Annotated in this window: 25 protein-coding genes and 2 tRNA genes; 16 read left to right on the forward strand and 11 right to left on the reverse strand. The window is 55.6% G+C overall.

Annotated features, from left to right (window positions below):
• Positions 1 to 6: 6 nt before the first annotated feature.
• Positions 7 to 94, reverse strand: a tRNA-Ser gene (locus MOQ06_RS20250).
• Positions 95 to 347: 253 nt separating this feature from the next.
• Between MOQ06_RS20250 and MOQ06_RS20255 the strand changes: the two genes are divergently transcribed.
• From MOQ06_RS20255 to MOQ06_RS20270, 4 genes are all read left to right on the forward strand, one after another.
• Positions 348 to 875: a LuxR C-terminal-related transcriptional regulator gene (locus tag MOQ06_RS20255; protein WP_242174587.1), complete on the forward strand. Its 528-nt coding sequence runs from the start codon at positions 348 to 350 to the stop codon at positions 873 to 875.
• Positions 876 to 999: 124 nt separating this feature from the next.
• Positions 1,000 to 2,004 carry an ABC transporter substrate-binding protein gene (locus tag MOQ06_RS20260; protein WP_242174590.1) on the forward strand — a complete coding sequence of 335 codons (1,005 nt, stop codon included), beginning with the start codon at positions 1,000 to 1,002 and terminating at the stop codon, positions 2,002 to 2,004.
• Positions 2,004 to 3,035 carry an iron ABC transporter permease gene (locus tag MOQ06_RS20265; RefSeq protein WP_242174593.1) on the forward strand — a complete coding sequence of 344 codons (1,032 nt, stop codon included), beginning with the start codon at positions 2,004 to 2,006 and terminating at the stop codon, positions 3,033 to 3,035. Before MOQ06_RS20260 ends, MOQ06_RS20265 begins: the two co-directional genes overlap by 1 nt.
• Positions 3,032 to 3,799 carry an ABC transporter ATP-binding protein gene (locus MOQ06_RS20270; RefSeq protein ID WP_242174596.1) on the forward strand — a complete coding sequence of 256 codons (768 nt, stop codon included), beginning with the start codon at positions 3,032 to 3,034 and terminating at the stop codon, positions 3,797 to 3,799. Before MOQ06_RS20265 ends, MOQ06_RS20270 begins: the two co-directional genes overlap by 4 nt.
• Positions 3,800 to 3,848: 49 nt before the next feature.
• Here MOQ06_RS20270 and MOQ06_RS20275 read toward each other — a convergent pair.
• Both MOQ06_RS20275 and MOQ06_RS20280 read right to left on the reverse strand, forming a co-directional pair.
• Positions 3,849 to 3,936, reverse strand: a tRNA-Ser gene (locus MOQ06_RS20275).
• Positions 3,937 to 4,080: 144 nt separating this feature from the next.
• Entirely contained in the window at positions 4,081 to 5,709 is a 1,629-nt protein-coding gene (locus tag MOQ06_RS20280) for an ABC transporter substrate-binding protein (protein ID WP_242174598.1), read from the reverse strand.
• A 270-nt stretch (positions 5,710 to 5,979) separates the two neighbouring features.
• Here MOQ06_RS20280 and yccA point away from each other — a divergent pair, with 270 nt between their 5' ends.
• Complete coding sequence (gene yccA, locus MOQ06_RS20285; protein ID WP_003858127.1) at positions 5,980 to 6,639, forward strand: FtsH protease modulator YccA; 660 nt, start codon at positions 5,980 to 5,982, stop codon at positions 6,637 to 6,639.
• A gap of 88 nt (positions 6,640 to 6,727) precedes the next feature.
• Positions 6,728 to 7,057 carry a sulfurtransferase TusE gene (gene tusE, locus MOQ06_RS20290; protein ID WP_242174601.1) on the forward strand — a complete coding sequence of 110 codons (330 nt, stop codon included), beginning with the start codon at positions 6,728 to 6,730 and terminating at the stop codon, positions 7,055 to 7,057.
• Here tusE and yccX read toward each other — a convergent pair.
• Entirely contained in the window at positions 7,054 to 7,335 is a 282-nt protein-coding gene (yccX, locus tag MOQ06_RS20295; RefSeq protein WP_003858131.1) for an acylphosphatase, read from the reverse strand. The two genes, tusE and yccX, sit on opposite strands and share 4 nt — an antisense overlap.
• 92 nt (positions 7,336 to 7,427) lie before the next feature.
• Between yccX and rlmI the strand changes: the two genes are divergently transcribed.
• Both rlmI and hspQ read left to right on the forward strand, forming a co-directional pair.
• On the forward strand, positions 7,428 to 8,618 hold the full coding sequence (rlmI, locus tag MOQ06_RS20300; RefSeq protein WP_242174602.1) for a 23S rRNA (cytosine(1962)-C(5))-methyltransferase RlmI: 1,191 nt from the start codon (positions 7,428 to 7,430) through the stop codon (positions 8,616 to 8,618).
• 60 nt (positions 8,619 to 8,678) lie between these two features.
• Complete coding sequence (hspQ, locus tag MOQ06_RS20305) at positions 8,679 to 8,996, forward strand: heat shock protein HspQ (protein WP_148420968.1); 318 nt, start codon at positions 8,679 to 8,681, stop codon at positions 8,994 to 8,996.
• A gap of 31 nt (positions 8,997 to 9,027) precedes the next feature.
• On the opposite strand, the gene MOQ06_RS20310 is transcribed toward hspQ, so the two are convergent.
• A complete protein-coding gene (locus MOQ06_RS20310) occupies positions 9,028 to 9,441 on the reverse strand; it encodes a CoA-binding protein (RefSeq protein ID WP_148420970.1) in 414 nt (137 codons plus the stop codon).
• Positions 9,442 to 9,612: 171 nt separating this feature from the next.
• On the opposite strand from MOQ06_RS20310, the gene MOQ06_RS20315 reads away from it, so the two are divergent.
• Positions 9,613 to 10,275, forward strand: coding sequence for a DUF2057 family protein (locus tag MOQ06_RS20315; RefSeq protein WP_148420972.1), 663 nt, complete (start codon positions 9,613 to 9,615; stop codon positions 10,273 to 10,275).
• 80 nt (positions 10,276 to 10,355) lie between these two features.
• The gene (gene mgsA, locus MOQ06_RS20320) at positions 10,356 to 10,814 is read left to right on the forward strand and encodes a methylglyoxal synthase (RefSeq protein ID WP_176610704.1); all 459 of its coding nucleotides are present in this window, start codon (positions 10,356 to 10,358) and stop codon (positions 10,812 to 10,814) included.
• 56 nt (positions 10,815 to 10,870) lie between these two features.
• On the opposite strand, the gene helD is transcribed toward mgsA, so the two are convergent.
• Positions 10,871 to 12,925 carry a DNA helicase IV gene (gene helD / locus MOQ06_RS20325; RefSeq protein ID WP_242174603.1) on the reverse strand — a complete coding sequence of 685 codons (2,055 nt, stop codon included), beginning with the start codon at positions 12,923 to 12,925 and terminating at the stop codon, positions 10,871 to 10,873.
• A gap of 122 nt (positions 12,926 to 13,047) precedes the next feature.
• On the opposite strand from helD, the gene MOQ06_RS20330 reads away from it, so the two are divergent.
• Both MOQ06_RS20330 and yccS read left to right on the forward strand, forming a co-directional pair.
• Positions 13,048 to 13,494, forward strand: a complete 447-nt coding sequence (locus MOQ06_RS20330) for a YccF domain-containing protein (RefSeq protein WP_148420978.1) — start codon at positions 13,048 to 13,050, stop codon at positions 13,492 to 13,494.
• A gap of 19 nt (positions 13,495 to 13,513) precedes the next feature.
• The gene (yccS, locus tag MOQ06_RS20335; protein ID WP_242174604.1) at positions 13,514 to 15,676 is read left to right on the forward strand and encodes a YccS family putative transporter; all 2,163 of its coding nucleotides are present in this window, start codon (positions 13,514 to 13,516) and stop codon (positions 15,674 to 15,676) included.
• Here yccS and MOQ06_RS20340 read toward each other — a convergent pair.
• Complete coding sequence (locus MOQ06_RS20340) at positions 15,633 to 16,259, reverse strand: TfoX/Sxy family DNA transformation protein (protein ID WP_148420982.1); 627 nt, start codon at positions 16,257 to 16,259, stop codon at positions 15,633 to 15,635. The two genes, yccS and MOQ06_RS20340, sit on opposite strands and share 44 nt — an antisense overlap.
• Before the next feature lie 217 nt (positions 16,260 to 16,476).
• Between MOQ06_RS20340 and sulA the strand changes: the two genes are divergently transcribed.
• Positions 16,477 to 16,986 (forward strand): SOS-induced cell division inhibitor SulA, encoded by a 510-nt coding sequence (sulA, locus tag MOQ06_RS20345; protein ID WP_176610707.1) that lies wholly within the window; start codon positions 16,477 to 16,479, stop codon positions 16,984 to 16,986.
• Positions 16,987 to 17,342: 356 nt separating this feature from the next.
• A complete protein-coding gene (gene ompA / locus MOQ06_RS20350; protein ID WP_242174605.1) occupies positions 17,343 to 18,395 on the forward strand; it encodes a porin OmpA in 1,053 nt (350 codons plus the stop codon).
• Between the two features lie 65 nt (positions 18,396 to 18,460).
• On the opposite strand, the gene matP is transcribed toward ompA, so the two are convergent.
• Entirely contained in the window at positions 18,461 to 18,913 is a 453-nt protein-coding gene (matP, locus tag MOQ06_RS20355) for a macrodomain Ter protein MatP (RefSeq protein WP_006809347.1), read from the reverse strand.
• A 186-nt stretch (positions 18,914 to 19,099) separates the two neighbouring features.
• On the opposite strand from matP, the gene MOQ06_RS20360 reads away from it, so the two are divergent.
• Together MOQ06_RS20360 and fabA are read left to right on the forward strand one after the other, a co-directional pair.
• Positions 19,100 to 20,860 carry a Lon protease family protein gene (locus MOQ06_RS20360; protein ID WP_242174606.1) on the forward strand — a complete coding sequence of 587 codons (1,761 nt, stop codon included), beginning with the start codon at positions 19,100 to 19,102 and terminating at the stop codon, positions 20,858 to 20,860.
• A gap of 68 nt (positions 20,861 to 20,928) precedes the next feature.
• Complete coding sequence (fabA, locus tag MOQ06_RS20365) at positions 20,929 to 21,447, forward strand: bifunctional 3-hydroxydecanoyl-ACP dehydratase/trans-2-decenoyl-ACP isomerase (RefSeq protein WP_148420990.1); 519 nt, start codon at positions 20,929 to 20,931, stop codon at positions 21,445 to 21,447.
• A gap of 71 nt (positions 21,448 to 21,518) precedes the next feature.
• Here fabA and rmf read toward each other — a convergent pair whose 3' ends face one another.
• From rmf to pqiB, 3 genes are all read right to left on the reverse strand, one after another.
• Positions 21,519 to 21,686: a ribosome modulation factor gene (gene rmf / locus MOQ06_RS20370; protein WP_003858162.1), complete on the reverse strand. Its 168-nt coding sequence runs from the start codon at positions 21,684 to 21,686 to the stop codon at positions 21,519 to 21,521.
• Positions 21,687 to 21,940: 254 nt separating this feature from the next.
• Entirely contained in the window at positions 21,941 to 22,507 is a 567-nt protein-coding gene (pqiC, locus tag MOQ06_RS20375) for a membrane integrity-associated transporter subunit PqiC (RefSeq protein WP_148420992.1), read from the reverse strand.
• Complete coding sequence (pqiB, locus tag MOQ06_RS20380) at positions 22,504 to 24,144, reverse strand: intermembrane transport protein PqiB (RefSeq protein WP_148420994.1); 1,641 nt, start codon at positions 24,142 to 24,144, stop codon at positions 22,504 to 22,506. The genes pqiC and pqiB overlap by 4 nt, the downstream gene beginning before the upstream one ends.
• Positions 24,145 to 24,146 lie beyond the last annotated feature (2 nt).

A 24,146-nucleotide genomic window follows, 5' to 3' on the forward strand; every position in this document is an offset into this window, starting at 1 on the left:
CGAATTTGGCGGAAGCGTAGAGATTCGAACTCTAGAACCCTTTCGGGTCGCCGGTTTTCAAGACCGGTGCCTTCAACCGCTCGGCCACGCTTCCAAAGTGAGGCGCACTATAAACATCTCTGAGCATGATGTAAAGCGTGAAATGGCATAAAGTTGCCCCTCCTTCGTCATTTTCTTGCCCCTCGCATACTTTTTCATCGCACCCTGGCTAAAATGTAAACATTTATTTTTACATTAATTACGCTTATCAGATTCACTATTTGTCATTTAGACTCTTTTTCATACGACATACATTACCGGTACATCGTACGGCAAGAGGTTTCCCTTTATATTATGCATTCTCGATTATGAGTATTTTATTTATCAGCGATAACTATTATCTGTGTAGCGGGGTTTTAAGCGCTCAGACAACCGTCCATTTCATTCGCGACGACGAGGATATTCACGACCTTATCGGAGTCGATCCTGAACTGAATTTTATCATTGCGATAGAACAAGATAACCTACGTAACGGGGTCATCAGGCAGGTCAAAAAAATTAAGAATAGTTATATCGTCCTGATGCATGAGATAGAAATGAACAGGGCCGTGAAAATAGATAATATTATCTATTCGTCAATGCATTTTAATATTCGCCCTTTTCAGCAGCTGATGCGTTTTTACAGAGCGCTCAGAATAAACGCATTTACGCGGCGAGAATATGACGTGCTGAAGCTTTTCAATCTTGAAAATCATGAAATTGCCAAAAGGCTTAAACTCTCCCAAAAAACAACCAGCACCTACCGCGTGAAGATTCTGGAAAAATTAAACATGCGCTCAAGAAACATTCTGGCGATGTCCCGCATGAAATCGGCGATTGTCGATCAGAAACTGTGAACCTTTCTCTGCCTCTGGATGCCTCAGGCTCCCGCACGTCAGCCTGAGTAAAGTTGCGCAGGGTGTTGCGCTCAATCACAACGCATGTATTATGTTATAACATAACATTTTGGGGTTGAGCTTTATGTTGTCAAAAACAGGGTTATTTCTTTCTGTATTACTCACCGTGACGCCTGCCGCTTTTGCCGCAACCGCCTACCCGCTGACGATTGAAAATTGCGGGGTAAAGCAGACCTATACGCATGCGCCGCAGCGCGTCGTTACCGTGGGCCAGCATGAAACGGAACTGTTGCTCGCGCTGGGGCTGGAAAGATCCGTCGCCGCAACGTCGGTCTGGTTTGGTCAGCTTCCGGACTCGCTGGCCGACGCCGGAAAAAAAATCCCCCGGCTTGCCGACAATTCGCCCTCCTTTGAAGCCGTCGTGGGGCAAAAACCGGAGCTCGTTCTCGCCCAGTACCACTGGCACATTGGCCCGCAGGGCGAGGTGGGAACACGCGAGCAGTTTGCGTCGCTGGGAATTAAGACGTGGATTTCCCCTGCCGACTGCACGGACAAAACGGTGACGGAAACCTCAAACGCCGACGGAGCGCGCAGCGCGCCGTTTTCACTGGCAGAAATAACGCGCGAAGTCACGGAACTGGCCGCCATCTTTGACGTTTCCGCGCGGGGCGAGCAGCTCAACCGCGCGCTGACGGCGCGTATTGAGAAAGCGCAGGCGCGCGTTTCAGCCAGGCCGCTCAAGGTCGTTTTCTGGTTTTCAAGCAGCCGCCTGAACGGCGATCCCTGGGTGGCGGGGAGCTACGGCGCGCCCGGCTGGATAAGCCGCACGCTGGGGTTAAAGAACGTTATCGACTCCCGCGACGAATGGCCCGCCGTCACCTGGGAACATATTGCCCAGGCGCAGCCGGACGTTATCGTCATCGCGCAGATGTCGCGCAGGCTCTACCCCGCCGATGACGTTGCGGTAAAGGAGGCCTTTTTACGACGCGATCCGGTAACCCGGACCATTCCCGCGGTCAGGAATAACCAGATTATCGTGGTGCCCGCCATGTCGTTAAACCCGTCGCTGCGTAACGTCGATGCGGTTGAGCTTATCAGCGACCGGCTTGCTTCATTCCGGGGCGAATAATGCGCCATTTCTCCTCTTCCCGCCGCCAGCAGGTGGCGCTTGCGGCAGGCGCCGTGGCGCTGCCGCTGATGCTGGTCTTTGCCGCGAGTATCGGCGATATGCCGGTATCGTATGCCGTTACCGGAAAAGCGATTCTGAACGGGCTGGGGCTGACGTCATATCACCTGCCCCAGCCGGAGGAAGGCATCGTCTGGCAGTACCGCATGAGCCGGGCGCTGATGGCCGCCTGCAGCGGCGGCGGTCTGGCGCTGTGCGGGCTGGTGCTCCAGTCGATACTGCGTAACCCCCTGGCTGAACCCTATCTGCTGGGCATTTCCGCAGGCGCCTCACTGGGGGCCGTCTGCGTGATGCTGCTCGGCATCGGCGGGAGCGTCATTGGCGTGAGCAGCGGCGCGTTTGTCGGCGCCTGTGCCGCTTTTGCGCTCATCATGCTGATAACCAACGGCATGAGCGAAAGCCCGTCGCGCATTTTGCTGGCAGGCATCGCGGGCACGCAGCTCTTCAACGCGATGACCGCGTACGTCGTCAGCACCTCCGCCAACGCCGAGCAGTCGCGCAGCGTTATGTTCTGGCTAATGGGCAGCCTGAGCGGCGTCCGCTGGCCTGACGCGCTGCTGGCGCTGGCCGTGACGGTGACGGGCCTGCTGGTGGTCTGCCTCTTTGCGCGGGCGCTGGACACCTTCACCTTTGGAGATGAGGTCTCCACTACCCTCGGGATCCCGGTGGCCGCCGTGCGTATTGCCCTGTTGCTGACCTGCGCGTTCGTCACCGCAACCCTGGTAAGCGCCATAGGCGCAGTGGGGTTTGTGGGGCTGGTCATTCCCCACGTGACGCGCATGCTAAGCGGTCCGGGCCATCGGCGCGCTATTCCGCTGACGTTTCTTATCGGCGCGCACTTTATGATCCTGGCCGATATCGTGTCACGCACGCTGATCGTGCACCAGGTTCTGCCCATCGGGGTGGTGACTGCGCTGGTGGGCGCGCCTGTCTTTGTGGCGCTGCTTTATCAAAACCGGAAGGAGCATTCATGAATATTTCCGTCTCCGGGTTAAGCGTAACCCGACAAGCACTGACGGTGCTTGAGAATATCAACCTCGACCTGCCGTCCGGACAGATTGTCGGCCTGCTAGGGCCTAACGGCTCGGGCAAATCAACGCTGCTACGCTGTCTTGCCGGGCTGTTTCCGCACCTCGGTGAACGCGTTGCGCTTAACGGCACGTCGCTTAGCGTAATGCCGTTAAAAACGCGCGCGCGGCACCTGGCATTCGTCCCGCAACATGCCGACGTCGAGGGAGAACTGACCGTAGAGGATATCGTGCGGCTGGGGCGAACGCCTTACCGGAAGGCGTTTCAAAGAAGCACGCGAGATGATGATGCGGCGGTTGAAGAGGCGATAAGCCTGATGCAGCTAGGCGGATTGCGCCAGCGGCGCTGGCAGCATTTGTCCGGCGGGGAACGTCAGCGAAGCCAGATAGCGCGTGCGCTGGCACAGCGGCCCCGGGTATTGCTGCTCGATGAGCCGACAAACCACCTGGACATTCAGCACCAGCTGGAGCTGATGCGGCTTATTTCGCGGCTGCCGCTCACGGTAGTGGTGGCCCTGCACGATCTTAATCTGGCGGCCAACTACTGTCAGCGGCTGATCCTTCTGAAGGCCGGGCGCGTATCGGCCACCGGCGCGCCCCCGGAGGTGCTCACCGCGGAGAACATCGAGAAAACCTGGTGCGTCAAGGCGAACGTCTACAGGGCAGACGCCGGGATCACGATCGGCTACAGCATGGGAGGGATGGCGTAGAACAGAAGCAAAAAACCCTGCGATATTGCTATCGCAGGGTTTTCGAATTTGGCGGAAGCGTAGAGATTCGAACTCTAGAACCCTTTCGGGTCGCCGGTTTTCAAGACCGGTGCCTTCAACCGCTCGGCCACGCTTCCTAAGTGAGGCGAACTATAAACACCTCACCGCGCGCTGTAAAGAGCACGCGCATTCGTTCGCTTTAAAAATAGCCAAATTGCGTTTAATCGGTTGAATAGACGACATATTGGCCATTTTGCCAGCATAAAATCCATCACCGAGGTTTAGTGCTTTTTGATGTACATATCTTTCGTGTAGTAATACCCGAGCTTGTCCGGGGTGAATCCCCCTACCCACGGCTTCACAAGGTGCGTGCGAACGTAGTGATAGACGGGGATCGCCGGCACGTCACGCCCCAGCAGATCCTCTGCCTGCTGATAAAACTTTCCGCGCTCTTGCGGCGTTTTTGATTTCGCCGCATTCGCCAGCGCCTGGTCGTACTCAGGATTGCTGTACTGCGTGGTGTTTTGGCTATCCCCGGTACGGAAGTTATTCAGGAAAGTGGAGGCGTCATCGTAATCGGCAATCCAGGCGTAGCGCACCGCGTCAAAATTATGGGTGTGCATGGTATCAAGCATGGTTTTCCACTCCTGATTTTGCAGCTTCGCCTCCACGCCGAGGTTCTTTTTCCACATCGAGCTGGCGGCAATGGCGATACGCTGGTGTGTTTCAGAGGTGTTATACAGCAGATTAAAACTCAGTGGATGGCTGGCGCTATATCCGGCCTCTTCGAGCAGTTTTTTCGCCTCGGCAATACGTTTGTCCCGCGGCCAGCTGGCGTAGTCCGGGTTCTGTAACTTAACGCCACCAATGTCCGGCTGACTGATAAGCCACGCCGGGCGCTGCCCCTGCCCCATCACTTTATCTGCAATGATGTCTTTATCGAGCGCCATATTGAGCGCCTTTCGCACGCGCGCATCGTTGAACGGCGCGCGGCTGGTGTTGAATTCATAATAGTAGGTGGCAAGCTGCGGGGAGACGTCCAGCTGGCTGCCCAGCGTTTTCTTAAGCCGGGCGAACTGGTTTACAGGCACCGTGTAGACAATATCGATTTCTCCCGCTTTATAGCGGTTCACATCAGCCGCCTCGGAGGAAACAGGCAGATATGTCACCCTGTTGATCACGGTATGGGCATTATCCCAGTAGCGCGGGTTACGCTCCGCCACAATGCGTTCGTTAACCACCCACGTCGACAGCTTATAGGCACCGCTGCTGACGATGTGTTCCGGTTTGGTCCATTTATCGCCGAAACGACCTACCAGGACCTTATCTATCGGCACCAGAGACGGGTGTGCCAGCATCGCAAGGAAGGCGGCATTCGGCTGCGTGAGCGTGACTTCCAGCGTGCTGTCATTGATGGCTTTTACCCCCAGCGACGCGGGCGCTTTTTTGCCTTCGGCGATATCGGTGCCGTTAACGATACGCATGCTGCCGGGATAGCTGGCATACGGTGAGGCGGTTTTCGGGTCTACCAGCCGCTGCCAGCTCCAGACGATATCTTCCGCGGTGATGGCGCTTCCATCGCTCCAGGTAATGCCCGGGCGCAGATGGAAGGTCCAGACGGTGTTATCTTTATTCTCCCATTTCTCCGCCAGGCGCGGCTGGATCTCCCCTGCCGGGGAGACGCTGACCAGCCCGTCGAATAAATCGCTGATAATATTGAATTCGACATCGCTTTCGACTTTATGCGGGTCGAGGGAAGCGGGTTCACTTCCGTTGTTCCTGACCAGCTCCTGCTTATCTGCCAGCTGGGTTCCTGCCGGTACGCTTGCGGCCCAGGCGGCCGTGCTGGCGCTCAGGATCCCCGCGGTTATCAGTGAGAGTGCAACGTGTGTGCGCGTTTGTGGTTTCATTTCCTTCGCCTTATTGTCTGTTTTTATGACGATCCGGAAATAACTCTTAGCGGCCTTAGTGAAATAACGCAATATTTTTCAGTAACCTATAAGAGGTTGATCTGAATACGTCAGGCAAACCGTGCTTCCTTCTGAAGAAATGGGCTTTATCAGAAGAAAAAACCGGCACAAACCCTAAGGGGCTGAGTAAAGATGGGTAAAACCACTTTGAGACTGCCGCGCCGTTTCCTATTCTTTCCGTTAATTACATCTGTCATAAGAGAGTGACTCATGGATCGTATAATTACTTCCTCACGCGACCGTACATCGCTACTCAGCACCCACAAGGTGCTGCGCAATACCTATTTTATGCTCAGCCTGACGCTGGCGTTTTCGGCCATTACCGCAACGGCCAGCACCGTGCTGATGCTGCCGTCTCCGGGCCTGATCCTGACGCTGGTGGGTATGTATGGTCTGATGTTCCTGACCTACAAAACCGCCGACAAACCGGTGGGTATTCTGTCCGCGTTCGCCTTTACTGGCTTCCTGGGGTACATCCTGGGGCCAATCCTGAACGCGTACCTGTCTGCCGGCATGGGTGATGTGATCGGTATGGCGCTGGGCGGTACCGCGCTGGTGTTCTTCTGCTGCTCGGCCTACGTGCTGACCACCCGTAAGGACATGTCCTTCCTCGGCGGCATGCTGATGGCGGGTATCGTGATTGTGCTGGTGGGTATGCTGGCAAACATCTTCCTGCAATTGCCTGCTCTGCACCTGGCAATCAGCGCGGTGTTTATCCTGATTTCATCTGGCGCCATCCTGTATGAAACCAGCAACATCATTCACGGCGGTGAGACGAACTATATCCGCGCGACCGTGAGCCTGTACGTGTCGCTGTACAACATCTTCGTCAGCCTGCTGAGCATCCTGGGCTTCGCCAGCCGCGATTAACTCACCGTGATGTGAAAAAAGCCCCGCTTATGCGGGGCTTTGTTTTTTTGGTAAACTGCTGCGGTATTTGACTAACGCGTGAATGATTATGTTGAGTTTTGAAGGCAAAGAGATCGAAACCGATAACGATGGTTATCTGAAAGAGAGCAGCCAGTGGAGTGAAGCGCTGGCGGAGAAAATTGCGGAAAACGAAGGGATTATCCTCTCCCCGGAACACTGGGAAGTGGTGCGTTTGGTGCGCGAGTTTTACCTTGAATTCAACACCTCTCCGGCCATCCGCATGCTGGTCAAAGCCATGGCGAACAAATTTGGCGAGGAGAAAGGCAACAGCCGCTATCTGTATCGCCTGTTCCCGAAAGGCCCGGCAAAACAGGCGACCAAAATTGCCGGCCTGCCAAAACCGGTAAAATGCATTTAATAGCGAATACTGAAGTCAGCGTATTCCCGGCCGGGTTGATGCGGTTCCGTTAAGACCTTATCAACCCGCGCGCTTCGCGGCCCGCCCGCTTTCAGCCACGCCACCAGCTTCTCTACCCTATCCGCCTCACCGCAGGCGACAACTTCCACGCTGCCGTCATCCATGTTACGGGCATACCCCGTAAGCCCGAGCTGAAGGGCTTCGCGCTGGGTGCTGTAGCGAAACCCAACGCCCTGCACGAGGCCGTGGACCCAGGCAATAGTGCAAACATTTGACATCATCCTTCTCCTTATCCGACTGGCGCGTTGCATTTCCTCACTGAAGTCGGGAAAATGGCGGCCATTTTCTTGAATCGACAGAATAGCAAATTATGAGCGTACGTTTAGTGTTAGCCAAAGGGCGCGAGAAGTCATTACTGCGCCGTCATCCCTGGGTCTTTTCCGGCGCGGTTGCCCGAATGGAAGGTAAAGCCAGCCTCGGTGAAACCATCGATATCGTTGACCATCAGGGGAAGTGGTTAGCGCGCGGCGCATACTCGCCGGCATCCCAGATCCGCGCCCGCGTCTGGACGTTCGATAAAGACGAAACCATCGACATCGACTTCTTTGTCCGCCGCCTGCAGCAGGCGCAGCAGTGGCGTGAGTGGCTGGCAAAGCGTGACGGGCTGGACAGCTACCGTCTGATCGCCGGTGAGTCCGACGGCCTGCCGGGCGTCACCATTGACCGCTTCGGCAACTTCCTGGTGCTGCAACTGTTGAGCGCCGGGGCGGAGTATCAGCGTGCCGCGCTGATTAGCGCGCTGCAAACGCTGTACCCGGACTGTGCTATTTACGACCGCAGCGACGTGGCGGTGCGTAAAAAAGAGGGCATGGAGCTGACGCAAGGCCCGGTAACCGGTGAACTGCCGCCTGCCCTGCTGCCTATCGAAGAACACGGCATGAAGCTGCTGGTGGATATCCAGGGCGGTCATAAGACCGGCTATTACCTCGATCAGCGCGACAGCCGTCTGGCAACCCGCCAGTATGTTGCCGATAAGCGCGTGCTGAACTGCTTCTCCTATACCGGCGGCTTCGCGGTCTCTGCCCTGATGGGCGGCTGTGCCCAGGTTGTCAGCGTCGACACCTCGCAGGAAGCGCTGGATGTGGCAAAGCAGAACGTCGAGCTGAACGGGCTGGACCAGAGCAAAGCGGAATTTGTTCGCGACGACGTATTCAAACTGCTGCGTAAATACCGCGACCAGGGCGAAAAATTTGACGTCATCGTGATGGATCCGCCGAAGTTCGTGGAGAATAAAAGTCAGCTGATGGGCGCCTGCCGTGGCTATAAAGATATTAACATGCTGGCGATCCAGCTGCTGAACCCGGGCGGCGTGCTGCTGACGTTCTCCTGCTCTGGCCTGATGACCACGGATTTATTCCAAAAAATCATCGCCGATGCCGCTATAGATGCTGGTCGTGATGTACAATTTATAGAGCAGTTCCGTCAGGCCGCCGATCACCCGGTGATCGCTACCTACCCGGAAGGGCTGTATCTGAAAGGGTTTGCCTGTCGCGTCATGTAACTTGAAATGAGAAATATTGCCCGCACATAGTGTGTATGTAATGTTTCCCGGGAGGTGACTATGATTGCCAGCAAATTCGGTATCGGCCAGCAGGTCCGCCACACCTTGCTTGGATATTTGGGGGTGGTCGTGGATATCGACCCGGAATATTCCCTTGATGAACCGTCAGCGGACGAGCTGGCGGTGAACGCAGAGCTTCGCGCCGCGCCCTGGTATCACGTGGTGATGGAGGGCGACGACGGTCAGCCCGTCCATACCTATCTTGCCGAAGCGCAGCTGAGCGGTGAACTGCAGGATGAGCATCCGGAACAACCCACTATGGACGAGCTTGCTCAGACCATCCGCAAACAGCTACAGGCACCGAGACTGCGAAATTAAAGGTGTAAAAAAGCCCGTAACCGGGCTTTTTTTATTTCGCGAGACCGAGACGGGGAATGTCGATCGCCGGACAGCGATCCATTACCACCTTCAGCCCCGCATCACGGGCTAATACTGCTGCCTGCTCGTTGATCACCCCCAGCTGCATCCACAGCGTTTTCGCCCCAATCGCAATCGCCTCCTGCGCTACGCCCCACGCGGCCTCCGAGTTGCGGAAAACGTCCACCATATCCACTTTCTCCGGCACTTCCGCGAGCGTCGCGTAGCCCTGCTGTCCCAGCAGCGTTTTACCCGCCACCTTCGGCGAGACAGGGATCACGTGATAGCCCTGATCCAGAAGGTATTTCATTACACGATAGCTCGGGCGATCGGGTTTGTCGCTCGCCCCGACCAGCGCGATAGTGCGCGTGGACGTCAGTATCTCGACAATGTCGTTCTCTTTCATACTCTTCCTCCTGGTTTTTTTCAAAGTGTACGCCAAAGCGGGCATCTCAACCACGCGCCCCATGCAGAAGCATGAGGGCAAAAGGGCAGAATATGTCTATATGTTAGTAAACGTGATAATCGAAAAATTTTGATACATTCTTGCAGAGGATGTTTTCTACGGGAGCCCGCTATGAAAACCGGCATTGCCTGGACCGCGATCGCGTTAATCATGCCGGTTTGCGTTTTCGCGACCAGCCTGAGACTTTCAGCCGATATTGACCTGCTGGTTCTGGACGGAAAAAAAGTTTCCAGCTCGCTGCTGCGCGGCGCGGACAGTATCGAGCTGGATAACGGGCCGCATCAGGTGGTATTGCGGGTGGAAAAGACAATCCGCCTCGCCGACGGTGAACAGCAGGTGTACATTTCGCCTCCGCTGGTTGTCAGCTTTAATACCCGGCGCATCAGCCAGGTTAATTTTCGTCTTCCTCGCCTTGAGACAGAAAAAGAGTCTCTGGCATTCGATGCCTCGCCGCGCGTTGAACTGGTGGATGGGAACGCAGTGCCGATCCCGGTGCAGCTGGATATTCTGGCGCTGACAAAAAGGCCAAAGGGAACAGACTATGAAGCGGATACCGGGATCTACAACAGGGCCAGCAGGCGCGCCTCCCTGCCCCAGTTTGCCGCGGTAATGGCGGATGACAGCGCCCTGCTTTCGGGCGTTTCAGAGCTGGATGAGCTTCCCCCTCAGTCGCAGACGCTTACCGAGCAGCGGCTCAGGTTCTGGTTCCAGAATGCCGATCCGGACACGCGCGCCCGTTTTCTGAAATGGGCGAAACGACAGCCGTCGTCATGAGCCACATTTTTTTGTCCTTTCTCTTGCAGCATCAGTCAGTTCCCGTCATCGTGTAGCGAGGTAACCTCACGGATATGATTATGGAACTGACAACACGCACACTGCCGTCGCGCAAGCACATTGCTCTGGTTGCGCACGATCACTGTAAACAAATGCTGCTTAACTGGGTTCGTCGCCATCAGCCTCTGTTACAGAATCATGCCCTTTCGGCTACGGGGACAACCGGCAACCTGATCCACCGCGAAACCGGCCTGGAAGTGAACGCCATGCTGAGCGGCCCGATGGGGGGCGATCAGCAGGTAGGCGCACAGATTTCGGAAGGAAAGATTGACGTGCTGATCTTCTTCTGGGACCCGCTGAACGCGGTTCCGCACGATCCGGACGTTAAGGCGCTGCTGCGTCTGGCGACGGTGTGGAACATTCCGGTAGCCACCAATCTTTCAACGGCAGATTTCATCATTGAGTCGCCTCAGTTTAACGCGCCGGTGGAGATCCTGATCCCGGACTATCCACGTTATCTCGCCGAGAGGCTGAAGTAGCCTTTTTTGCCCGGTAGCGCTGTGCGTGCCGGGCAAAAAAAGTTCTGTGCGGCTCATTACGGCTTTCTCGCCACCGGCACGTCAATGCTTTTCAGCACGTCGACAAACGCGGACGGTTCCTCTTTATCGAACAGCAGCCACACGCGATGGCGCGCGCGGGTTATCGCCACGTACAGCAGGCGCCGCTCCTCTGCGTCCGGAAAATCCTCTGGCACAGGCAGCAGCGCCTGCTCCATGACCGACTCGCGAGCCGGTGCCGGGAAACCGTCGCTCCCCCCCTTTAGCCCGACAACGATCGCGTAGTCGGCCTGCTGCCCTTTGCTGGCGTGAATGGTCATAAAATCGAGCTGAAGCTTTGGCCAGCGGGTCGCCGCCTTATCCAGCGCCGTCGGCCTGAGATGGTGGTAACGCGCCAGCACCAGAATGCGCTCGTCGGGCTTCGCATAGCCGCTCAGCTTATCCAGCAGCGCCTCCAGGCAATCGTCCGCCAGCAGCGTGACGGCTTTCTTATCCCCCGGCGTGAGGCTGTTGAGCGGTTTCGTCAGCTGGTGCGGATTCTGCTGAATAAACCGGTTGGCAATTTCGCCAATGCGCGAGTTAAAGCGGTAGGTGGTGTCGAGATCGCTGCGATCGCCCTCGCCAAAATAGTGGTGGAATGCCGTCGTGAGGGAAAGCTGTGCCCCGCTAAAGCGGTAGATGGCCTGCCAGTCATCCCCCACGGCAAACAGCGACGTGTGTTTATTCTGCGCCCGCAGCGCCGACAGCAGCGCCGCGCGCTGCGGTGAGATATCCTGAAACTCATCCACCAGGATGTGTTTCCACGGGCTGACGAAGCGTCCTTTCTCCAGAATGACGATGGCCTGATGGATCAGCCCGGAAAAATCGACCGCGTTTTCATCTTTCAGCGCGCTTTTCCAGGCTTTAAGCATCGGAGCCATCAGCTTGACCCGCTTAGAAAACAGGGCGCGGACTGGCTCCGGCGCGCTTTCAATCATCTCGGCCTGAGAGCCGCCGTGCATACGCATCAGGCTTACCCAGCGGTCGAGCCGTGAGCCCAGACGGCGCGCCAGCTTTTCATCCTGCCAGAAGCTGCCCTCCGGCACCTCCCAGTTCAGCTCCTCTTCTAGCCACTGACGCCAGCCTTTCGCCTGCGCCTTTTTCTCACTGCACTGCTGGCGCCAGGTTTTTATAAACAGCGCCTGACGGGCCTGCGCGTCGTTCTCCAGCTTGCTGACTACGGGCACCTTTTTACTGCCCTGCTGAATGATATGCAGGGCGAGGGAGTGGAAGGTGCGCGCCGAGATATCCTGAGTATGCAAACGCGCCTGGATGCGTTCATCCATCTCCTGCGCGGCCTGGCGGCCAAAGGCAAGCAGCAAAATCTGGTCGGCAACCGCCTCGCCCGTCGTCAGAAGCCAGCCCGCACGCGCCACCAGCACCGACGTTTTGCCGCTCCCGGCACCTGCCAGCACCAGCAGCGACTGCTCGCCGTTTACCACCGCACGCGCCTGGGCGGGGTTGAGGGGCGACGTCTCGACCGTACTGAAGAACCCGGCATAGCGCGCGAGCATTGCATCGGTCCAGGCCTGATTGTGCGCCAGACGGCTTTTCTCGATATCGCTCAGCCAGGCCTGACACTTACGCCAGGCGTCGCGGCAGTTATCAAACTCTTCAAGCCGGGCCACGGGTAAGGGTAATGCCGTCAGCGCCTCGGCGATCTTTTGCTGAAGCCCGGCGGTTTGCTGACGTGTCAGCCACTTCTGCTGGGTATGGCTGTGGTCTATATCGTCCAGCACCTGTTGCAGTACCTGTGCGGCAATCGCGCTCATCTCCTGGCTCCACTGCTGCCAGCGCGTGTTCAGATGGTGGTGGAAGCGTTGGGTTTCAGCCCACTCCGTCCCGTGCAGCCGTACCACCTTTTCAGCAGGCAGAACGAACTCCAGCTCGCCCCACACCAGCCCACGCTTGCAGTGAATAGCCAGAAGCTGATTAAACGGAATAAGGTATTCGTGGCGTTCACCGGAGACTTTGACGCCCGCATTGAGAAGGACAACCTTGTCGTACGGGTGCTGCGCCAGGCGTTTGCCCATTGAAGTTGCTTTCAGTTCCATATCCTGCCGGATCCACGAGGTAATAATTTGTCAGACAGTTTAACCGCCAGTTTTAAGGTGCTCCAGCCCAAAAAAACGTTACAATCAGCGGGCGTTAATCATATCGAAGGAAATGAGGGTTTATGCGTACCGTTCTGAATGTGTTGAATTTTGTCCTTGGCGGTTTTGCCACCACCCTTTCCTGGCTTTTTGCCACCCTGGTGAGCATCGTGCTCATCTTCACCCTGCCGCTGACGCGCTCCTGCTGGGAAATCACTAAGCTGTCCCTCGTTCCGTATGGCAATGAAGCCGTACACGTGGATGAGCTGGAGCCGGAACGAAAAAGTGCTCTGATGAACACCGGCGGCACGCTGCTGAATATTTTGTGGCTGATCTTCTTCGGCTGGTGGCTGTGTCTGATGCATATCTTCGCCGGTATTGCCCAGTGCATTACGATTATCGGCATTCCGGTTGGCATCGCTAATTTTAAAATTGCCACCATCGCCCTGTGGCCGGTAGGGCGCCGGGTTGTTCCGGTAGAAGTGGCGCAAGCCGCGCGTGAAGCCAATGCCCGTCGTCGTTTTCAGTAAATAAGGACAGGCCGCTCTCATGCTAAGCCCCCTGCTTCGTCGCTACACGTGGAACAGTAACTGGCTGTATAACGTCAGGATCTTTATCGCCCTCTGCGGCACCGTGGCTCTGCCGTGGTGGCTGAACGATGTGAAGCTCACCATCCCTCTCACGCTTGGGGTGGTGGCCGGCGCGCTTGCCGATCTCGATGACCGTCTGGCCGGACGCTTGCGTAACCTGGTTATCACGCTGGTCTGCTTCTTTATTGCTTCCGCGTCCGTGGAGCTGCTTTTCCCCTGGCCCTGGCTGTTCGCCCTCGGGCTGACGGTATCCACCAGCGGATTCATTTTGCTCGGCGGCCTCGGGCAACGCTATGCCACCATTGCGTTCGGCGCCCTGCTGATTGCCATTTACACCATGCTGGGCGTCTCCCTTTACGATCAGTGGTATCAGCAGCCCGTACTGCTGCTGTTGGGCGCTATCTGGTATAATCTGCTCACCTTAACCGGGCATCTTATATTTCCGGTTCGCGCCCTGCAGGACAACCTTGCCCGCAGTTACGAACAGCTGGCCCACTATCTGGAGCTGAAATCCCGGCTGTTCGATCCGGATATCGAAGAGGACAGCCAGGCGCCGCTGTACGATCTGGCGCTGGCAAATGGGCAACTGGTTGCCACGCTAAACCAGACGAAAGCCTCCCTGCTCACCCGCCTGCGCGGCGATCGAGGTCAGCGCGGCACCCGACGCACCCTGCACTATTACTTTGCCGCCCAGGATATTCACGAGCGTGCCAGCTCCTCGCATGTGCAGTATGCGGCCCTGCGCGAAAAGTTTCGCTACAGCGACGTGATGTTCCGCTTCCAGCGCCTGCTGTCGATGCAGTCACAGGCCTGCCAGCAGCTTGCCCGATCGATACTGCTGCGCACGCCCTATCAGCATGACCCACGCTTTGAGCGCGCGTTCAGTCATCTGGATGCGGCGCTCGATCGCGTGCAGGCCAGCGGCACGTCGCCGGAACAGTTCAAAGCCCTGGGCTTTTTGCTCAACAACCTGCGGGCCATTGATGCGCAGCTGGCCACCATTGAGTCTGAGCAGGCCATGGCGATACCGGGTAATGACGCGGAAAACCAGCTTGCCGACGACAGCCTGAATGGCTTTAGCGATATGTGGCTGCGCCTCAGCCGCCACTTTACGCCCGAATCGGCGCTCTTTCGCCATGCGGTGAGGATGTCGCTGGTGCTGTGCGTGGGCTATGCCTTTATTCAGATTACGGGGCTGCACCACGGGTACTGGATCCTGCTGACCAGCCTGTTCGTCTGCCAGCCGAACTACAACGCGACCCGCCATCGCCTCGCGCTGCGTATTGTCGGGACATTAGTCGGGGTCGCCATCGGGCTGCCGGTCCTCTATTTTGTGCCATCAGTAGAAGGGCAGCTGATCCTGATTGTTATCACCGGCGTCCTGTTCTTTGCCTTCCGGAACGTGCAGTACGCCCACGCCACCATGTTCATTACGCTGCTGGTTCTGCTCTGCTTCAATCTGCTGGGCGAAGGGTTTGAAGTTGCCCTCCCCCGCGTGATCGACACCCTGATTGGCTGCGCCATCGCCTGGGCGGCGGTGAGCTTTATCTGGCCTGACTGGCGTTTTCGTAACTTACCGCGCGTGTCCGACAGAGCCATGAACGCCAACTGCCGCTATCTGGATGCCATCCTTGAGCAGTACCATCAGGGCCGCGATAACCGTCTGGCCTATCGCATTGCCCGCCGCGACGCGCACAACACCGATGCCGAACTGGCTTCCGTCGTCTCGAATATGTCCACAGAGCCACGCGCCACGGCAGAGATGCGGGAAACGGCCTTCCGTCTGCTGTGCCTGAACCATACCTTCACCAGCTATATCTCCACGCTCGGCGCACACCGCGAGAGGCTGACGAACCCGGGTATCCTGGCGCTGCTGGATGACTCCGTCTGCTACGTTGATGACGCACTTCATCATCAGCCCGCGGATGAGCCACGGGTACACCAGGCGCTGGAGGAACTGTCGCAGCGTATCGCCCATCTTGACCCGGGGACCGACAACAAAGCGCCGCTGGTCCTACAGCAAATTGGCCTGCTTATCGCTTTGCTGCCGGAAATATGTCGACTGCGTCAGCAGATCGCTACCTGGCGGAACGATGCCCCTGCGACTCGGGCAGCGCATTAAACCACTCCGTAAGCTCCCGGCGGATATCCGCCGGGAGTGCCGCCTCATGCAATCCCTCTATAGCACCCTCAAGCGCAAACAATACCCGGATACTCAGCCCCTTATTTTTAGAGCGCATTTTCAGCCAGCTTGTCTTAGACCCCAGCTGCCGTAGCGTCTCTTCATTAGTAATGCCCGCCTCCATAAGCAGGACCTCAATCTGAAAGGTCAGGTTCGGCAGATCCTTCAGCCGGTTACGCTGATGGCGCTGGTAGCGCTCTCTCCTGGCGGCATCCAGCGCAAAAGAGGAGAGCTGAAGCAGTTTTTCCCTGTCTTGCCACAGGCCTTCATCCACGCGGTAGTAATTAAGCAGAACCGGACGTCCGCGTTTCATTAACGTCAGAAAAGAAGAGGCGTTTTTTACACAGTATTTTGCACTCTCCTCACAGGCGCGAAGGTAGAGTTCGCCGTCAGACACCATGGCAAATACCGCTTCATCCACGGCCAGGGTATAACCGCCAAACAGGGCACGATGACGAATTTCACCCAGCGGAGAGAGGTATTCCTGGGATTGATAAATCCGTTCATAAGATATCTTTTTCATGATAATTCCATTAAAAATCAAACATTAACCACGACATTTCTTACTAACGGATCCGTTAGCAGGAAAATAGGCAACTTATTGTCGTTGGGCAAGATGATTTTTTCAGGTTCACCGGGAATGGATGAAATTTGCGAGTTGCTTTCCGAAAATGAGGTTGATCTTTATGCATACAGGGGTTACTGTATATCCATACAGTAACTACAGGGCTGGAATGAACATGTACACTTCAGGCTATGCAAATCACTCAACACCTTCCTCTTCTGCCGCCGGCACTACTGCGCAGAATTCTAGCGGACGTGTATCGACAGGGCTTATCAGTGAAGTGGTTTACCGTGAAGACCAGCCGCTGTTAACACAACTTTTACTTTTGCCGCTGTTGCAGCAGCTCGGCCAACAGTCTCGCTGGCAGCTCTGGCTGACGCCTCAGCAAAAACTGAGCCGCGAGTGGGTGCAGTCCGCTGGCCTGCCGCTGGCGAAGGTGATGCAGATTAATCAGCTTTCTCCGTGTGATACGGTCGAGTCGATGGTTCGGGCATTACGTACCGGGAACTACAGCGTCGTGATTGGCTGGCTTCCTGAGGAACTGACGGAAGAGGAACATTTGCGTCTGACTGAAGCAGCAGAAGAAGGTAACGCAATGGGCTTTATTATGCGGCCGGTTCGTGCAGATTCTTATCGCAGAGGACAACTTTCTGGGCTAAAAATTCACTCAAATTTGTACCATTGAGTCATTTTAAGAGTTTTCCTGGAATTTTTTTCGACCTCATGATGCAAAAAAAGTTCAACGCGCCAAAACTGCGGCAAGGCTTGTCTGACGCGGTTCTCGTTAATTTTACTGCACAAAATTCGTTCAAAAAATGTTAAATATTGGGTATACGGACCTTTTTTTTTCATATGCCTGACGGACTTCACACTTGTAAGTTTTCAGCTACGTTGTAGACTTTACATCGCCAGGGGTGCTCGGCCTAAGCCGAAGATATCGGTAGGTTTATATTTGACCACGCCCCCCGGTGAAGGATTTAACCGTGATTTCTCTGACGGAGATATTCATGGCAAATTTTGGATGATAACGAGGCGCAAAAAATGAAAAAGACAGCTATCGCGATTGCAGTGGCACTGGCTGGCTTCGCTACCGTAGCGCAGGCCGCTCCGAAAGATAATACCTGGTATGCAGGTGGTAAACTGGGCTGGTCTCAGTTCCATGACACTGGTTGGTACAACAGCGACCTGAACAACGATGGCCCTACTCACGAGAGCCAGCTGGGTGCAGGTGCGTTCGGTGGCTATCAGGTTAACCCGTATGTTGGCTTTGAAATGGGTTACGACTGGTTAGGTCGTATGCCTTACAAAGGCGACAACGTAAATGGCGCTTTCAAAGCTCAAGGCGTACAGCTGACCGCTAAACTGGGTTACCCAGTAACTGACGATCTGGACGTGTACACCCGTCTGGGCGGCATGGTATGGCGTGCAGACTCCAGCAACAGCATCAATGGTGACGAGCACGACACTGGCGTTTCTCCAGTATTCGCTGGCGGCGTTGAGTGGGCAATGACCCGTGACATCGCTACCCGTCTGGAATACCAGTGGGTTAACAACATCGGTGACGGTGCTACCGTTGGCGTTCGTCCAGACAACGGCATGCTGAGCGTTGGTGTTTCTTACCGTTTCGGTCAGCAGGAAGATGCGCCAGTCGTAGCTCCAGCTCCGGCTCCAGCTCCAGAAGTACAGACCAAGCACTTCACTCTGAAGTCTGACGTTCTGTTCAACTTCAACAAAGCGTCCCTGAAACCAGAAGGTCAGCAGGCGCTGGATCAGCTGTACACCCAGCTGAGCAACCTGGATCCTAAAGACGGTTCTGTAGTGGTTCTGGGCTTCACCGACCGTATCGGTTCTGACGCTTACAACCAGGGTCTGTCTGAGAAACGTGCACAGTCTGTAGTTGATTACCTGGTATCTAAAGGTATCCCAGCTAACAAGATCTCCCCACGTGGTATGGGCGAATCTAACCCAGTTACCGGTTCTACCTGTGACAACGTGAAACCACGCGCTGCACTGATCGACTGCCTGGCACCAGATCGTCGCGTAGAGATCGAAGTTAAAGGTATCAAAGACGTTGTAACTCAGCCTGCGGCATAAGTTATCGTCTTATAAAAAAACCCCGCTATGCGGGGTTTTTTATTATCTGAACAAACGTAAAAACGTCATTTTTTACCCAGCAGTGCCTGCAAATCGTTTTTCAGCGTCGACATCTGGCTGGCATATTTTTCTTTGTGTTCGGCATCTTCAATCAGCTGCACCACCGTTTCTGACAAAGTTTTCCCGCGACGTTGTGCAAGCCCGGCCAGACGCTGCCAGACCATAAACTCCAGGTCGATGGATTTTTTACGGGTGTGCTGATGTTCAGCATTGAAGTGCCGCTTACGTCGCGCACGGATAGTTTGCTTCATCCGGTTCAACAGGGCCGGATTAATGTGTTTCTCAATCCAGCCGTTGACCTGTACCGGTTCGTTTTCGAGGGTCAGCAACATATCCACAGCTTCTTGTGCCGCGCTGGCTTCGATGTAGCAGGTGATCAGCTCCCCTTCACGGTGCTTTTTGACCAGGTACTTCCATTTCCAGCCGCTTTCGAGGTTTTCCAGTTGTTGATATTTCATTGCGATCTCAGTGTTACCGTGTAACTCTGTTCAGAATATCAGTTTTTTGGCAATCTGCTGAAAAGAAATCATATCCTGTGAAACACGACAGGCTAACTGCATGACGAAATCCCGAATCCTGATTGGGCAGAGTGCACCGCTTACGGTATACTCCACGGTTTTACATCTGACTAAAAAACATCAACTTTGACCATTACGAAACTTGCATGGCGTGACCTGGTTCCGGATACCGAGAGCTATCAGGAGCTGTTTGCACAGCCAGACCTCACAAAAGAACACGAATACATACTTAGCGAGACACAACCGCGTTTGCATTACGCGCTGGAGCAGATGGCGTCCCCCTGGGCGACATCTCCTTTCATGCTGCTCAAAGCCCCGGAAGAAGCCGAGTATCTGACGCTTCTCGGTGATGCCATGCGCCAGTTGCAGCCGAAAACGAACGCCGTTTTTGGCGGTCGCTATCATGTTGCCGGACGCGACGTCACGTTCGAACCGTCAACGCAGGCCGACGGGCTTTTCGCCGCAAAAGGCGAGGTGATTACCGCCAGCTGGGTGGAAGCCGAGCAGCTGTTTGGCTGCCTTCGTCAGTTTAATGGTGAAGTGTCGCTGCAGCCGGGGCTGGTACATCGCGCGAACGGCGGCGTGCTGCTGATTTCCCTTCGCACCCTGCTTGCACAGCCTCTGCTGTGGATGCGCCTGAAAACGGTAGTAACGCAGCAGCGTTTTGACTGGATTGGCTACGACGATTCGCGTCCGCTGCCTGTCTCCGTCCCGCCGATGCCGCTCTCGCTGACCGTTGTGCTGGCGGGTGACCGCGAATCTCTGGCTGATTTCCAGGAAATGGAGCCAGAACTCGCGGAACAGGCCGTATACAGTGAATACGAAGACAATATCCAGATTGCCGATGCCGATGACATGGCGCAGTGGTGCAGCTGGGTTATGGACGTGGCAGAACGTTTTGCCCTGCCCTCACCGGCCGACGACGCGTGGCCCGGCTTGATCCGCGAGGCTGTGCGCTACACCGGCGATCGGGAAACACTGCCGCTCTGTCCGCTCTGGATTGGCAAACAGCTGCGTGAAGTAGGCGTCATCAGCGGCAGCGGCGCGTTTAGCGGCGAGCAGTTTACCCAGATGCTGGCCCAGCGCGAATGGCGTGAAGGCTATCTTGCTGACCGTATGCAGGATGAAATTCTGCTGGAGCAAATTCTGGTGGAAACCGAAGGCGAACGTATCGGGCAGATTAACGCCTTGTCCGTTATCGAGTTCCCGGGGCACCCGCGCGCCTTTGGCGAGCCTTCCCGCATCAGCTGTGTTGTGCACGTTGGTGACGGCGAATTTACCGATATCGAACGCAAGGCCGAGCTGGGCGGAAACATTCATGCCAAAGGCATGATGATTATGCAGGCCTTCCTGATGTCTGAACTCCAGCTTGAGCAACAGATCCCCTTCTCTGCCTCTCTGACCTTTGAGCAGTCCTACAGTGAAGTCGACGGCGATAGCGCCTCCATGGCCGAGCTGTGCGCGCTGATCAGTGCCCTGGCAGAAGTGCCAATCAATCAGAACATCGCGATCACCGGCTCCGTGGATCAGTTTGGTCGTGCCCAGCCGGTCGGCGGACTGAATGAAAAAATTGAGGGTTTCTTTGCCATCTGCGAGCAGCGCGGTTTAAACGGCAAACAGGGCGTTATTATTCCAGCCCCTAACGCCCGTCATTTGAGCCTGAGCCAGGCGATTCTGGACGCGGTAGAGCAGGAACAATTCTTCATCTGGGCCATCGAAGGCGTTGAGGATGCACTACCCTTACTGACAAACCTGGTCTGGGATGGCGAAGGACAGAACACCCTGATGCAGACCATTCAGGAACGTATTGCTCAGGCGACACAGCAGGATGCTCGTCATCGTTATCCGTGGCCGTTACGCTGGTTAAGTTGGTTTAGTGCAAACTGATCGGACTTGTTCAGCGTACACGTGTTAGCTATCCTGCGTCCTTCACTAAAATAAGGCTTACTGAGAACATGGTAGATAAACGCGAATCCTATACTAAAGAAGACCTTCTTGCCTCTGGTCGCGGTGAACTGTTTGGCGCGAATGGCCCGCAGTTACCGGCCCCAAATATGCTGATGATGGACCGTGTCGTGAAAATGACCGAAACCGGCGGCAACTTTGATAAGGGTTACGTAGAAGCAGAACTCGATATCAACCCGGACCTGTGGTTCTTCGGTTGCCACTTTATTGGCGATCCGGTAATGCCTGGCTGCCTCGGCCTCGATGCAATGTGGCAGCTGGTTGGCTTCTATCTGGGCTGGCTTGGCGGTGAAGGCAAAGGCCGCGCGCTGGGCGTTGGCGAAGTGAAATTCACCGGTCAGGTTCTCCCTACCGCGAAGAAAGTCACCTACCGCATCCATTTCAAACGCATCGTTAACCGTCGTCTGATTATGGGCCTGGCGGATGGCGAAGTGCTGGTTGATGGTCGTCTGATCTATACCGCGAACGATCTGAAAGTGGGTCTGTTCCAGGATACCTCTGCTTTCTGATAGCGGCTTTTAGCCTCCTCCAGAAAGGCGAAACCTCCGCATTGCGGAGGTTTCTTTTTAAAGAGACGGTATCAGGCAAGTACTGCCCTGTCTCCGATGGCTTCTCGCCAGCCCCCTAACCATTGAGACCTTTGATTTAAGGCCTGGTAGGGACACATTTCTTTTGAACGTCCGGCGATGCCAGCCTGATAACCACGTTGATGAGCCCTTTCCAGGCGATCTCGTTTCTGTCTCTTCATGCCTCGTTTCCCTCATTCTTTTGTCTGGTGGAAAGAAAACAGTGGTTGCAATATGTGCAAGCACAGTTAACGAATACCCCGAATCAGCCTCAGCGTCAACGTTCAAAATTCATACGGGTGTCATATTTGTGAGCTATGCGGAAGATCGTTTGTACAAAAAATGTGATGCGGCACAAGTAACAGCCTGAAGCCAAAACGAAAAAAAAGCCGCAATCAGCGACAAGCTGAGAGCGGCTTACGACTATGAATTTTACTTATGGCAGCCGGGAAATCTCTCTGGCAATGGCGGCCGATTCCTGCGCCCATCCCTGTGCGAGCACTTTCACCATCTCGTCATATCCATCTTTTTGCTGCTTCAGCTCAAGATGGAAAGGACGTTTGATCAGCTGTCCCTGATGGTTCAGCAGCCACTCCCCGCTGATGACAACGGCACCGTCATAGCGGCCGTGGAAGCCCGTTACGTTAACATTCAGCGTGTCCTGATCGCTTCCCAAAGGCTGTGAGGCCACGACCCAGCCGGGGAGCTGACCGCTCAGATTTGCCACCAGCGTATTGCGTAACTGCTGATCCAGCGGGCTGGCCCACAGGTTATTGCTGGCGATCACGTACTGCACGTCGCTGGTCTGGTAGACCACCCCGTTGCCAGCCAGATAATCCGGCACCGCAACCTGCTCGACCCACAGCAGCCGGCTGCCCTGCGAGGCGATGCTTTGAGCGCCCGGCTGCGCGCCCATGGGCAGCTGATAGTAGCTTTTGTTATCACTTCCCGAGCTACAGGCCGTTAATACCAGCGCGCCCACGATAGTTAGCCATTTTTTCATTGTTTCGCCCTCTTAGGCTCAGGATCCTTTTTATCTTTCGCTTCAAACACCAGCGCGTTGCTCTTCTCGTTGAGCGTTTTCAACACTGGCTGGAGCTCGCGTAAGACCTGGTCAAGACGCTGCATGTCCGCCACCATTTTGTTGTAGGCCGCTGAACCAGGCTGGAAGCCCTGCATACTGCGGTTCAGTTCGCGCAACGTTTTCTGCATATCCTGCGGCAGCTGCTGCATGGACTGGTTGGCGGTGAGCTTGTTGATATTATCCAGCGTGGTTTGCAGACGTCGCATCGTCGCCTGGCTCTGTTGCAGCGATCCCGTTGCAGCCTCAAGCATTGGATTCAGCGGCAGATTGTTAATCTTATCCAACGTTTCCATCAGGCGCTGCTGGATCTGCGCCAGGCCACTGCTCACCGTAGGGATAATTTTATAACCGCCAAATTCGCGGATCCCCGTCATTGGTGGCGCTTTTGGATAGAAGTCCATATCGACATACAGCGCCCCCGTCACCAGGTTACCGGTTTTCAGCGAGCCGCGCAGACCGCGGTTCATCAGGTCGGTGATGTGCTCGCCGATATCCTGATCCTGACCAATCTGGTTAATCAAACGTTCAGGCTCAATGCGGATCAGCACCGGAATACGGTAATCATCATCAAGCATCTGCTTAAGACCCGGAACAAAGTAAGGCACCTGTCCCACTGTCCCCAGACGGATACCGCGGAACTCGACCGGCGCTCCCGGCTGCAGGCCGCGCACCGAATCCTTAAAGAACATCAGATAGTCGATGTGATCGGTATAGAGCGCATCCTGAATGCTTTTCTGATCGTCAAACAGCCTGAAGGCGGTTTTCTCCGCCACCGGCTGTCCGAGATCCAAACCTTCCGGTACGTCAAAGCTGACGCCCCCGCCAAACAGGGTGGTGAGTGACCCCATCTCTACGCGCATCCCCGCCGAAGTCAGATCGACCGCGATCCCGCTGTCTTTCCAGAAGCGCACGTTGCTGGTCACCAGGCGGTCGTTCGGCGCATTGATGAAAAGCTGATAGCTGATGGTCCGCTTTTGCGGATCGAACGTACTGGTCTCAACCGAACCGACGCGGTAGCCGCGGAACAGCACAGGATCGCCCGGCGAAAGCTGGCCCGCTTTTTTACTGTCCAGAATGACGCGGATCCCCTTAGCGTCCGGCGGCGCAAGCGGCGGAGAGTCCAGCAGCTCATAGCTCGCGGGCTGGATACCCTTGTTGCCAGGCTGAAGCTCAATGTAAGCCCCTGACAGGAGCGTTCCTAACCCGCTGATCCCTTCACGGCCGACCTGAGGTTTAACCACCCAAAAGACGGAATCTTCATGCAGCAGTTTTTCCATGCCGGCATTCAGGCGAGCCTTAATTTCTACATGGGTTAAGTCATCCGTCAGGGTCGCACTTTCGACCACGCCCACATCCACGCTGCGGCTTTTGATGGTGGTTTTACCGCCCTCAATGCCTTCTGCATTGGTGGTGATTAGCGTGACTTCCGGGCCCTGATGGCTGTAATGATAAAACAGGATCCATGCGCCGATCAGCGCGGTCACGATGGGGAATATCCACACCGGCGACCAGTTTCTGACCTTCTGCACTTTAGCCTCTCCACTCTTATTTTCCATGC

Origin of the sequence: Enterobacter sp. I4 (assembly GCF_022669095.1) — a bacterium.
Lineage (GTDB): Bacteria > Pseudomonadota > Gammaproteobacteria > Enterobacterales > Enterobacteriaceae > Enterobacter > Enterobacter pasteurii.